The organism is Candidatus Termitispirillum reticulitermitis, assembly GCF_054655775.1.
This window is the reverse complement of sequence record NZ_BAAIHG010000013.1, coordinates 14899-27562: the sequence shown is the minus strand read 5'-3', so window position 1 is coordinate 27562 and position 12664 is coordinate 14899. Positions and strand designations below refer to the sequence as shown.

The 12664-nt window shown below is 45.7% G+C and carries 12 protein-coding genes; 8 read left to right on the top strand and 4 right to left on the bottom strand.

What is annotated here, in order from left to right; translation table 11 throughout:
• Both rpsG and rpsL read right to left on the bottom strand, forming a co-directional pair.
• The coding region (gene rpsG, locus AC1MDJ_RS02835; protein ID WP_479689445.1) for a 30S ribosomal protein S7 at positions 1-417 on the bottom strand (417 nt) is incomplete at its 3' end.
• Between the two features lie 9 nt (positions 418-426).
• A complete protein-coding gene (gene rpsL / locus AC1MDJ_RS02830; RefSeq protein ID WP_479689444.1) occupies positions 427-798 on the bottom strand; it encodes a 30S ribosomal protein S12 in 372 nt (123 codons plus the stop codon).
• Positions 799-1287: 489 nt separating this feature from the next.
• Here rpsL and AC1MDJ_RS02825 point away from each other — a divergent pair, with 489 nt between their 5' ends.
• Positions 1288-2343: a toxin-antitoxin system YwqK family antitoxin gene (locus tag AC1MDJ_RS02825; RefSeq protein ID WP_479689443.1), complete on the top strand. Its 1056-nt coding sequence runs from the start codon at positions 1288-1290 to the stop codon at positions 2341-2343.
• 31 nt (positions 2344-2374) lie between these two features.
• On the opposite strand, the gene AC1MDJ_RS02820 is transcribed toward AC1MDJ_RS02825, so the two are convergent.
• Both AC1MDJ_RS02820 and ileS read right to left on the bottom strand, forming a co-directional pair.
• Positions 2375-3322, bottom strand: a complete 948-nt coding sequence (locus AC1MDJ_RS02820) for an L-lactate dehydrogenase (protein WP_479689442.1) — start codon at positions 3320-3322, stop codon at positions 2375-2377.
• A gap of 11 nt (positions 3323-3333) precedes the next feature.
• Positions 3334-6156 carry an isoleucine--tRNA ligase gene (gene ileS / locus AC1MDJ_RS02815; RefSeq protein WP_479689441.1) on the bottom strand — a complete coding sequence of 941 codons (2823 nt, stop codon included), beginning with the start codon at positions 6154-6156 and terminating at the stop codon, positions 3334-3336.
• Positions 6157-6331: 175 nt separating this feature from the next.
• Here ileS and AC1MDJ_RS02810 point away from each other — a divergent pair, with 175 nt between their 5' ends.
• The 7 genes from AC1MDJ_RS02810 (at position 6332) to trmB (ending at position 12644) form a co-directional block, all read left to right on the top strand.
• Entirely contained in the window at positions 6332-7267 is a 936-nt protein-coding gene (locus AC1MDJ_RS02810; protein WP_479689440.1) for a TAXI family TRAP transporter solute-binding subunit, read from the top strand.
• Positions 7267-7743 (top strand): DUF1850 domain-containing protein, encoded by a 477-nt coding sequence (locus AC1MDJ_RS02805; protein WP_479689439.1) that lies wholly within the window; start codon positions 7267-7269, stop codon positions 7741-7743. Before AC1MDJ_RS02810 ends, AC1MDJ_RS02805 begins: the two co-directional genes overlap by 1 nt.
• A 9-nt stretch (positions 7744-7752) precedes the next feature.
• Positions 7753-9657, top strand: a complete 1905-nt coding sequence (locus tag AC1MDJ_RS02800; protein WP_479689438.1) for a TRAP transporter permease — start codon at positions 7753-7755, stop codon at positions 9655-9657.
• Positions 9658-9823: 166 nt separating this feature from the next.
• On the top strand, positions 9824-10585 hold the full coding sequence (locus AC1MDJ_RS02795) for a cytidylyltransferase domain-containing protein (protein ID WP_479689437.1): 762 nt from the start codon (positions 9824-9826) through the stop codon (positions 10583-10585).
• On the top strand, positions 10585-11031 hold the full coding sequence (ybeY, locus tag AC1MDJ_RS02790) for an rRNA maturation RNase YbeY (protein WP_479689436.1): 447 nt from the start codon (positions 10585-10587) through the stop codon (positions 11029-11031). Before AC1MDJ_RS02795 ends, ybeY begins: the two co-directional genes overlap by 1 nt.
• Positions 11021-11920: a tyrosine recombinase gene (locus tag AC1MDJ_RS02785; protein WP_479689435.1), complete on the top strand. Its 900-nt coding sequence runs from the start codon at positions 11021-11023 to the stop codon at positions 11918-11920. The genes ybeY and AC1MDJ_RS02785 overlap by 11 nt, the downstream gene beginning before the upstream one ends.
• The gene (trmB, locus tag AC1MDJ_RS02780) at positions 11913-12644 is read left to right on the top strand and encodes a tRNA (guanosine(46)-N7)-methyltransferase TrmB (RefSeq protein WP_479689434.1); all 732 of its coding nucleotides are present in this window, start codon (positions 11913-11915) and stop codon (positions 12642-12644) included. The genes AC1MDJ_RS02785 and trmB overlap by 8 nt, the downstream gene beginning before the upstream one ends.
• The last annotated feature ends 20 nt before the right edge of the window (positions 12645-12664 follow it).

The window sequence follows — 12664 nt, the reverse complement described above, 5'->3', positions numbered from 1 at the left end:
CTCACGTTTCTTCATAGCACCGCCTTTGCCACCAGAGGCGTCCATAATTTCGCCTGCAAGACGTTCAGTCATAGTGCGCTCCTTACGAGCACGGGCTGCAGCTATAAGCCACCTGATAGATAACGCCTGCTGCCTAGCAGGACGCACCTCAGTAGGCACTTGGTAGGTTGCGCCACCAACACGGCGAGACTTAACCTCCAAATCGGGGCGGACATTAGCCAACGCTTTATGGAAAAGCTCCGCTCCATCCTCGCCACCACGCTCCTTTATCAAATCTAACGAGTGGTAGAATATACCCTCCGCAGTGCTCTTCTTGCCAGAATACATAAGGCTATTGATAAACTTAGTTATCAATTCATCCTTATAAATTGGGTCTGGGATGACCTTTCTTTTTTCAGCAATCCTTCTACGTGCCATACGATACCCCTATTTAGCGCGCTTTGCGCCGTATTTGGAGCGGGACTTCTTCCTGTCCTTCACCCCGTCGGCGTCATTTGCGCCACGAACTATTTTATAACGAACACCGGGCAAGTCTTTCGTTCTGCCACCACGCACAAGCACAACTGAGTGCTCCTGCAGGTTATGACCTACCCCCGGTATATATGCCGTAATTTCAATGCCATTAGTAAGGCGCACACGGGCAACCTTGCGTAAAGCTGAGTTCGGCTTCTTAGGAGTGGTAGTATAAACGCGCACACACACGCCTCTCCTCTGCGGGTTTGATTGCAATGCTGGCGACTTAGTCTTCTTCGTAAGCGCAAGCCTGCCATGTCTAACTAACTGATTCAGCGTCGGCAACGGACACCTCCCACTAATAAACACTATTTTCTGTCGGACGCACACTAAAAACATAGGCGCGGACAGCAATACTATCAACACTTTTGCCAAGTGTCAAGCCCTAAATGCAGTAAAACTGCAAAACCATTGATGCTTTTCTGCACACTTATTCAACGGATTCAACATTTTTTGTCGGAAACTCTCCCACACAATTCGTTATGCCATAGGGACATACACGTTAGGTTTGTTTCCATCTACTCAAGTTAGAGAGCAACAGGGGGTAGTGTAACTTATTTTTTTGCCAATTGCAACAACTTTTTTAATAAATTTATTAGGTTATTCGGGTGAAACATTAAAACTCTATTACAACGGGATTGTAAAGAAATATTTGTATTGAGCAAAAACATTTGACTTGGTGTTTATGATGTGATATAAAACACCCCGTGAAAGGAGCTTAGAAATTCTCTCTAAACTAGGCTTGAACCTTAAATAATTGCAACAGGGTGTCTCATGAAAAAGCTAATTTTATTGTTTATGCTTTGCATATTCGCGGTGTCGTGTGCGTCAAACGGCAGTGGTTTTCCTGCATCGTTGCCTAGATATAAGGCGGGTAGCGAAGCCCTATATGTTAAAGATGAAAATAGGTGGTATGATAGGCAAAATCTGCCTATCACGGGCGTCGTAGTTAAAGAGTTTAACTATGGGACGATAGAATGGGAAGCTAATTTCATTGACGGATATTGCGAAGGCACTAGATTTGACTACTTTGAGAGCGGTGTTTTGAAAAGAACTATGCCTCAAAGACATGGCAAACGTGAGGGTGTAGTTCAAGGATATTACGAGAGTGGCAGACTTCGCTGGACGACCCCATTCAAGGCTGATAAGGAAGAAGGACTTGAACGCAACTACTATGAGAGTGGCAGATTGAAACAAGAGGTTATGTATGCGGGCGGTGTACGTAATGGATATGTAAAAGACTACTATGAGAGTGGCAAGTTGCAACGCCACGTAGAGGTAAAGGACGATAAACGTGATGGTGTCATACGCGGATACTACGAAAGCGGCGTCCTCAAGTGGGAAACTCCATTCAGAGGCGATAAAGAGAATGGACTTGAACGCAACTACTATGAGAGTGGCAAGCTACAGCGTGAAACACCTTATGTTGGTGGCAATAGGCAAGGGATTTCCAAATATTACTACGAGAATGGCAGTGTAAAATGGACTGCTCCATATAAAGATGATGAACAAGAGGGGATTGAAATCCAATACTACCAGAGCGGTAAAGTCAGGGCTGAAATCCCATACAAAAAAGGGAAACGAGATGGCACCTCTAGGAGCTACTATGAATCTGACACTAAACAGCTAGAACAGGTAACAATATTTGTAGCTGATAAGAGAGATGGCGTCAGTGTCTTCTACAATAAAGCGGGCATCGTGTTCGCTAAGCTGACATTCAAAGACGGCAGAGCTATCAGTGGCATCTGCATAGAAAATAGCACACAGACACCAATAAGCGCAACCGACCTAGCCGTGTATAATGCAGGTAGAGGAATACAGTGTAAATAAATAACCTCCCCCGTGAGGGGGAGGTTGATTTTTACAGCTTCCTCGCTCTTTCGTAGCTTGCTCTCATTAAATCGCAAGACTTGTCAAATGCAGCCTTTTCCTCTGTAGATAATGGCACTTCTATTACCTCTTTCACACCAGTGGCGCAAACAACCGCTGGCACGCTAGCATAGACATCTTTCTGCCCATACTCGCCATTTAACAGCGTTGCAACTGGTAACACTTTATGCTCGTCATTAAATATCGCACGAGCAACCTCAGTTGCCGCCATTGCAATGCCGAACTCTGTAGAACCTTTGCCGATTAGCACCGTCCAGCCGCCACCCTTCGCTTGAGCAGCTATATCAGCTAGTTTATCACGTGATATTTTGCGCTTGTCCAACAACTCTAACAAAGGTAGTCCTGCGACCTTCGCACTAGACCACGCTACTATTTGGCTTTCGCCGTGCTCGCCCATAACGTATGCTTGCACAGAGCGCGGGTCTAGCCCAAGTTCATTAGCCAGCACCCTCTTCAGCCGTGCTGAGTCCAGCGTAGTGCTGGTTGATAGCAGTTTGTGCGCGGGGTAGTCCAACGTCTTTTGTATGTAGTGTGCTATCACGTCAGCAGGGTTAGATATGCTGACGATTATGCCGTTATAGCCCACTTTCTTGACTTGTGGCAACACATCTTTTAGCACCTGCACGGTAGCACCTATTGAATCTTGCCTGTCAAATGAATTAGCTATATCAGGCAATGGTCCAGCTGCTACAAACATAATATCTGTATCGCGCAAATCTTCATAAGTGCCAGCTTTCGCCCGCACACGTGTGGTGAAATACGATGACGCATCCTCCAGCTCAAGTGCCTGAGCCGTTGCCTTCTTCTCATCGGTGTCAATGAACACAATGTCCGACACAAGCCCTGATAATCCTAGAGCAAACCCTACATGCGAGCCAACATGCCCCGCACCAATAATCACAACCTTACGAACTTTCATAAAAACCTCTCCTATATTTGACTAAGAACGTCTATACATCTTTCGCATAAATCTTCATGCGCCTTGTTCTTGCCGACACTCTCACTGCGCGTCCAACATCGTGCACACTTAGGCGCATCGTGGGGGCTAACCTTTACAAAAATAGTTCCCTCATCGTTCAATATACCGTCTTTGACAGCTTCAAAATCAACCATTTCTGCCTTAGAAACTATCAAAAACCGCGAAAGCCCCTCATCAGGCGCATCAACTGCTGCCTCTTTTTTAACACCTATTAACACAGCGGCATCTAGCGGATGACCGATAACCTTGTCGGCACGTGATAGTTCTAACGCCTTATTCACAGCCTTGCGGATTGTCAACATTTTATCTATCTGAGCCATCAGCTTATCATCGCTGAACCTGTCAACATCGGCAAACACATCCTCAAAGACAAACTCGCACTTGCCCTGCCAGTTAGGAAGATACTCCCATATCTCGTCTGCCGTGAATGACAGCACAGGTGCCATTAACACCGCCATCTCCTTGCACAATATAAACATCGCACTTTGCGCACTGCGGCGTTCACGAGACGCTGGAGCGTAAGAATAAAGCCTGTCCTTGATAATATCAAGGTATAGTGCCGATAGGTCGTTAATGCAGAAGTTCATAAACGTATGATAGAACACGTGGAACTGGTAATCCTCATATCCTTTACGAATCTTCGCAAGTGTGTCCTGCCAGCGCAATAATATAAATCTATCAAGCTCTAACATCTTGTCAAACGGCAACAAATCTTTATCAGGGTTGAAGTCATAAAGTCCACCTAGCAGATAACGGCTAGTGTTGCGCACCTTGCGGTATGAGTCCACCAAACGGCTCATTATATCACGCGATATGCTTATATCATCGGCGTAGTCAGCACAGGACACCCATAGACGCAGAACTTCCGCTCCGTAGGTTTTGACAAGTTCTTCAGGTGCTAAAAAGTTGCCCGCAGATTTGCTCATCTTGCGTCTCTCTTTATCCAGCACAAAGCCGTGCGTCAACACCTCAGTATATGGTGCTCTGTCGCGCGTAGCGATTGACTCCAGTATGGAGCTGTGAAACCAGCCCCTGTGCTGGTCTGTGCCCTCTAAATACATTATATTCTTTACGTCTTTCAGCTCTGGGCGCAGTTCTAGCACGGCGGCATGGCTCGTGCCAGAGTCAAACCAAACGTCTAGTATATCACTCTCTTTTCTAATATCTGTGCTACCGCAGTGCGGACATTTAGTGCCCTTGCCTAGATAATACTCAGCATCGTGCTCAAACCACGCATCTGCACCAGTATGCAGGAATGAATCCAGCACTTTTTTCTCTATATCATCATTAAATATGACTTTCTCGCAATCGCGGCAAGTGAATAGTGCAATCGGCACCCCCCACGCACGTTGACGCGATACGCACCAGTCGGGGCGACTCTCTATCATACCATGTATGCGATTCTGCCCCCAAGTCGGTATCCAGCGCACCTCGTTTTCTATAGCGTTCAATGTCTTTTTGCGGATGCCCGTTGTCTCCATTGATATGAACCACTGAGACGTAGCGCGAAATATTACAGGTTTCTTACACCGCCAGCAGTGCGGGTATGAGTGCGATAGCTTTTCTGATGCAATCAACGTGCCGTTGGTGCGCATAAGCTCTATAATCTTAACCTGTGCGGCGTATATGTCCTCACTGGCAAATAATGGTAGGTCTTTCTTATAGTGCCCGTAGTCGTCAACGGGGTTGAATGTCTCCAGCCCGTATTGTTGCCCGATAAGAAAGTCGTCATGCCCGTGACCGGGCGCAGTGTGAACTAGCCCCGTGCCGTCTGTCATTAAAACGTGTTCGCCTAACATTAAAAGCGAAGTTTTATCGTGGTAGAACGGATGCTGAGCAGTAAGCCTGTCAAGCTTTTTCGCAGGGATAGCAACTACTTCAGACCACGACTTTATTAACAAATTTTTGGGCAGATTAGAACCTTCGCCCGTCATATTCTTGGCAACTAATATCAGCTCGCCCGCTTGAAGATTGCCACCCTCTGATTCAGCAATCCTCATCACGGCGTAGTCCTCGCTAGGGTTCAAGCATATCCCCATATTGGCAGGGAGTGTCCACGGGGTGGTCGTCCATATAACTGCACTTACAGGCTTGTCTAGTCCTAGTTTAGACAGAGTTTCTTTCGTCAGCGGGAACTTTACATATACTGATGTTGAAGTGTGGTCGGCGTATTCCACTTCTGCCTCAGCAAGTGCCGTCACACAAGACGGACACCAGTGGACAGGTTTCACACCCTTATACAAACTGCCATTCTTGAATACCCTGTAAAGCTCTCTTAATGTGGTAGCCTCGTAATCAAATGCCATAGTGCGATATGGGTTTTCCCAGTCGCCGTGAACGCCCAACCGCTTGAAACTAGTCCGCTGCACGTCTAGCCAGTGCATAGCGTATTCGCGACAAAGCTTGCGTATATCAGATTTGCTCGTTGTGGCTTTCTTTGCGCCTAAGTCAAGGTCAACCTTATGCTCTATCGGTAGCCCGTGGCAATCCCAACCCGGCACATAAGGGCTATAGTAGCCCGCACCCAGCTTAGTCTTAACTACAAAGTCTTTAAGAATCTTATTTAGTGCAGTGCCGATGTGAATATTGCCGTTAGCATACGGTGGACCATCATGTAACACATAGCTCTTTTTAGCTCCCTTGCGGCTAGCTATAAGCTTCTCATATAGTTTGTCACGCTCCCAACGTGCTATGCGCTTAGGCTCTTGCTCGGCAAGCCCCGCTTTCATAGGAAAATCAGTTTTAGGCAGATTTAATGTGTCCTTGTAGTCCATAATTTCATCTTAACGCCTCTTTTTAGTGTATAAATTCTTAATATAACATAAAAAAATATGAAAGCAAAGGGAGAAAGAGCAACTAATTTTTTAAGGTTCATTTCGCAATCTTTATCTTGTTTTTTATGCATTTTGTATGTAAAATGAAACATATCAATATTAAGGAGGCTTCTAAATGAGAAAGATTTTGTTATCTATCGCACTTATTGTGTGTTTTTGTGCGAGCGTATTGGCTGCTGACAAGTATAGGTTTGCTACTGGCGGTGCTACGGGCACCTACTATGCTTATGGCACAGTGCTTGGCGGTTTGATTCAAGAGAAGACTAAAAAATCAGTCACCGTTCAAACCACTGGTGCATCTAAAGCCAACGTGTTGCTAGTGAACGAAGGGGAAGTTGAGCTTGCAGTGTCTCAAAATGACGTATTGAGCTATGCTTATCGTGGCACTAACCTGTTCAAGGGTCAAAAGCTCACTGGCTTTCAAGTTGTTGCTACGCTATACCCAGAGGTTTGCCAAATAGTCGTTCGCGGCGATGCTGGCATTAAGAGCGTTGCTGATTTGAAAGGCAAGAGGGTTTCTGTGGGCGATGCAGGTAGTGGCACAGAGTTTAATGCTGAACAGATACTTGGTGCTTATGGCGTGAAGTTTGCTGATATTAAGAAACAAAATCTAGGCGTTGGTCCATCTGCCGATGCTATCAAGGACAATAAGCTAGATGCATTTTTCTTTAGCGCAGGCGTTCCTACACCCGCTATAACAGACCTAATGACCAGCAACAACGTTACTATATTAAACATAGATGACGCTCACGCAAAGGCTTTAATAAAGAGTTATCCATTCTACACACAGTTTTCTGTCCCGCAAGGCACTTATAAGGGGTTAAGCTCTCCTGTAAAGACGGTTGCTATACAGGCTACGTTATTTGTTAGCCCTAAGCTGTCTGTTGATGAAGTTTATGCTATAACTAAGGCTATCTTTGATAATAAAGCCGTAATAGCAAAAGCTCATGCTAAGGGAGCAGAACTAAATATAAACACTGCTAAGCAGGGGCTTGATGTTCCGTTCCACCCTGGCGCAGAGAAGTATTTTAAGGAAAAAGGCATTAAATAATGTCTAGCAAGACCAGCAGGGTGGGTGTTATAGTAGCACTCACCCTGTGTCTTGTTGCTTTTATTTCTATTATTAGTATTACTCCCAGCAGGCTGGTGTTGACTAATGCTGATACAGGCGAAGAATATGCACATTGGGCTTACAGCGATGGCATGGAATTTTCTGTAGAGTTTATTCATTCCGTCCACCGAAGCCCAGTGCGTGATACGTTTCAGGTGCGCGGGTGCAAACTATACCCCATAGCCACTACATTTACCAGCTACGGTGCTGGTATGCAAACGGAGCTTAACGAGGGGGAAGAGCTTAGGTATAACAAAGACGGCACGATGACGATTATAGGATTCAAGAACTCATTTAAGAGACTAAATTATATCGTTGGAACTGTTTCTGACCATATTTTATATATAGGTGGACAGAATATTAGTTTAAGGGATTTGTGTGGCAGGAACGCACATATTTCAATATTTGTAAGATAGGAGATTGCAATGGACACCGAACGCATACCGACAGAACAAGAGTTACTGGCTCAGTTTGACAGAGAGTCCAATGTCCGTATATTCACAGGCGTATATGACAAGCTTGTCAAGGCTCTTTTATTTGCATTTATGATGTATGTGCTGTGGATGACGCTAATTGCTACGCCTAATGAGCAGGTGCGCCGCTCGTCATTTGTAGGGCTAATGGTGCTACTAGGGTTCATTATGTATCCTAGAAAGCTTGGCAATTCAGGCAGGGTGAATTATATCCCTTGGTATGATATTGTGCTGGGGCTTTTAGGCTGTGCCGCATTTTTCCATTTTGTTGTTGATTTTGAGGGGTTGATTGAGCGTTCAACAATGCTTACGCGCTTTGATGTATGGTGCGGTGTAGTGGGCGGGCTTATCCTAGTAGAACTTTGCAGGCGGGTAGTAGGCATTCCGATATTGGTTGTTGCTGGTGCGTTTGTATTCTACGCTTTCTATGATGGTTTTTCCGTTAGACGTGTAATCCATCATCTATTTTACACGACCGATGGCATTATTGGCACGCCGATAGGGGTCTGTTCTACGTTCATAGTGTTGTTTATCCTGTTAGCATCTTTCCTTGAAAAGAGTGGCGTAGCAAAGTTTTTTATAGATTTAGCTAATTCTGTTGCAGGGTTTGCCTCAGGCGGTCCTGCTAAGGTTGCTATTATTTCAAGTGCTTTTGAGGGTATGTATTCGGGCAGTTCAGTTGCCAATACTGTTTGTAGCGGTAGTGTCACTATACCGATAATGAAGAAGATGAACTATAAGCCTGAGTTCGCAGCGGCTGTTGAGGCTGCCGCCTCTACTGGCGGGCAGATAATGCCACCTATTATGGGGGCAGCAGCGTTTTTAATGGCTGAGATTACTAATATACCTTATGCTACCATTGCTCTAGCGGCGACTTTGCCTGCGGTGCTTTACTTTGCTGGCATATTTATGATGGTTCACTTTGAATCTAAAAAATTGGGGTTGAAAGGGCTACCGAGAGAGAGTCTGCCTAAATTGCATCTGTTGCTTATACGACACGGCTATCTGTTCATACCAGTTTTAGTTCTGGTTTATTTGATGGGGGCTGGCAGAACGCCGTCATATTCAGCGTGTTTAGCCGTTTTAGCGACTATTGTTGTGAGTTCGTTGCGTAAATCAACGCGTCTTACTAAGACGACTTTTATTGAAGCCGTTACAAATGCTACCCGCAATACTGTTGGGATAGCGATAGCTTGTGCAGTTGCAGGCACTATCGTAGGCACGGTAACGCTCACGGGCGTGGGGCAATTGCTCATAAACTCGCTGGTGTCGCTATCGCATAATAATCTGCTTTTGGCACTCTTTCTGACAATGATTGCTTGTATAGTGCTAGGCATGGGCATCCCCACTACGGCGAACTATGTAATAATGGCGACTATCACAGCACCCATTGTGGTGCAGATGGGCATACCGCTGTTAGCGGCGCATATGTTTGTATTTTACTTCGGCATAGTGGCTGATATTACCCCGCCTGTTGCGCTTGCGGCGTATGCAGGGGCGGCTATAGCCAAATGCAACCCTATCAAAACCGCTATAACTGCTACTAGGCTAGCGATAGCGGCGTTTTTAATGCCATATATGTTTGTTATGAACCCTGCGATGCTTTTAATTGATGCATCAGCGGGGCAGGTAGTGCAAATTGCGCTCACTTCATTTATAGGTATGACTAGTCTTGCAGCAGGCTTAGAGGGCTATATGCTTACGCGTATGTCGCCACTTGAGCGGCTAGCGGCAGTGGCGGGCGGGCTATTGTTGATAGACCCGCACCTGTTGACCGATGTTATAGGGGTTGGCTGTATCTTGCTAGCGGTGGGAACGCAAATAGTAAAACGCAGGGGCGATAGACCAGTGTTATAAAAATGGCAGAGACAAGGGTGAATAGTATGTCCCCGTATTTAGTTGCATAAATAATCATACTGCACTGGCAGAATATTGTCAAGGGCAGGGATTGCAAAAAACGTTTGACTTTACCCCTTAATCAGCTTATAAATTAGGGGGGCACAAACAACGAGGGGATATTGATATGCGAACCGTAGCTATTATTCAGGCAAGAATGGGTTCGGCGCGTCTGCCGGGTAAGGTAATGAAGGGGCTAGAAGACGTTGTCGGTAAGCCAATGTTATGGCATATCATTGACAGGCTTTCCCGTAGTAGCACGTTGAACGGCATCTATTTGGCGACCTCTAAAAATCCAGAAAATAACCCTATTAGGTTATTATGTGCCTTTGAAGGCGTCAGGATGGTAAGCGGTAGTGAAAATAATGTGCTGTTGAGGTATTACGAGGCAGCTAGCAGGACAGAGGCTGATATTATAGTGCGCGTCACGGGAGATTGTCCGCTGGTTGACCCCGTGTTTGTTGATGAACTTGTGAACTACTTCAAGGACAACGATTGCGATTACGTAGATGCACCACCTAGCAAGGGGCTTATACACGGCTTAAATGTTGAGGTCTTTAGCAGAGAGGCATTGGAGCGAGCGTTTGTAGATGGGCAAGACGATATTTCTCGTGAGCATGTAACCCCTTATATTTATAGACACCCTGAAATCTTTAAGGTGTTAGAATACAATGCCGAGCCTATATATCGCACCCCTGACCTACGTCTGTGCGTGGATACGGCGCAAGATTTAGCACTTATCCGTGAAATCTATAAGGCACTCTACGTGCCCGGCGAGATTATTAACACAAAGGACGCTATCAACTACCTAATAAAGCACCCCGAACTTGCGGCTCTCAATAGAGACGTGCAACAGGTGCTGGTGTCAAGAACCCTAGATGAGGGCTAGTGGTGCGCATCCTCATTAGAGATGATGCCCGCTCGCCATTTGACGAAACTTGTTTTGCGGGATTAGTTTCCTGCATATCTAAGCATATTAAAATAGATGACGAACAGGAGCTGTCTGTCTGGCTCACGGATGATGAGCAGATACGGTTCTTGAATGCTAGTTATCGCAAGGTAGATGCACCTACCGATGTGCTGTCATTCCCGATGAACGACGAGATTTTGTTCGGCGATATAGTCATATCGCTTGATACTGCGGCTAGACAGGCGCAAGAGCGTGAAATCTCGCTATCACGTGAGGTTGCGTTCCTATTCATACATGGCTTTCTTCACCTATCAGGCTATGACCATGAGGACAGTGAGGGTAATGAGCTGACTATTCAAGCTAATGAGATGTATAGCTTGCAGGAGGACGTTTTGCGGGGCTGGGTGGAGCAAAATGAGCACTAGCGGCTATATTGATGCATTTTGCGGACAGCTGGTGCATGAACAGGGGCTTGCTGTTAATAGCATTGATGCATATAGGCAGGATGCGACCGATTGGCAGATGTTTTTAGGCAGTAAAGATTTAGTAGCTGCTACCGTTGAGGATGTTATTGGCTATATGAGTGCACTGCGGGCAAAGGGTAGCTCTATAGAGACTGTTTTAAGGCGACTTGCGGGGCTGGGGCAGCTATACGACTATTTTATAATAGAAAAATACATTACTAAAAACCCGATAGAATATATTACTAAACCCAAAAAATGGGGGAAACTACCTAGCTATCTAAATTACGATGAGGTGGACAAATTGCTCGCAGCACCAGACCCAGCCTCAGATTCTGGATATAGAGATAGCTTAATTTTAGAAACGCTTTACGCCAGTGGAATGCGTGTGAGCGAGGTGTTGTCGGTAAAGATAGCCGATGTGGACTTCAAACGTGGGCTAGTCAAGGTGTTCGGCAAAGGCTCAAAGGAACGCTTGACACCGGTTTATGAGAAGCTGCGAGATAAATTGCTAAATTGGCTGCCTATCCGCCAGCGTGATTTTGTCAAGGGGAGCGATAGGGGCTTTTTGTTCCTCAATAAACGTGGCGAGCAGCTAACACGTCAGTATGTGTGGGAGATGGTAAAGGGCTATTGCCAACAGCTAGGTATTACGAAACACGTTTCACCGCACACGCTCAGGCATTCATTTGCTACGCACCTGCTGAGTGGCGGGGCTGATTTACGAACTATACAGCTATTTTTAGGACATGAGAGTATAGGCACTACGGAAATCTACACGCACGTAAGCGATGACAAAAAGCGCGATACGTTAACCCGCTTTCACCCGCGTTTTAGAAAAAACAATGGCTGATGTTATCTTTCGCCCATATTATCAGGGGGGTGTGCGCTACGATGGTGCTGTGGTGGCTGGCGGTGTGCCTATAAAGCTGAACTTTATAGATAATTTATATGTAGATGCACAGCCGATATGGGAGCAAGTAGGCGAAGGAAAGACTTTTGCTCCGCTCAACCCCGCAGAAATCTTTAATAATAGCAATCCGTTGCTTGTAGAGATAGGCATAGGCAATGGCGAGTTTGTGGCATATAATGCATGTAGGGATACCAGCTTTAATTGGTTGGGGATAGAAGCGTTCCGTCCGATATTTGTGAAAGCAGTTGCACGTTGCAAGAAAATCTCTCATGACAATATTCGTCTAGTGCAATTTGATGCAGAGTTGTTTGTGCGCTTATTGCCAGAGGGGAGCGTTGGAACGTTTTATATAAACTTTCCCGACCCTTGGCCTAAGCAGCGTCATCATAAACGGCGGCTATTGAAGAGTTGGTTTTTAGAGCTACTGGCTATGCACCTTGCCGATGGCGGTAGCATTATAGTTGCTACTGACCATGAGGACTACGCTATGGAGCTTGTGGAGAATTTTGCTGCGGTCAGCACCCTTGAGAGTGTGCTTGAGCAGGGCGGTGTTCGTGTGCCCTATATCAATGAGATAGTGGAACACTACCAGACGAAATATTATAGAAAATTTGCGTTAAATGGCAGACTATACTATTTTAATATGAGATTGAAGTCTAAATAACTATGAATAATTAGGAGAAA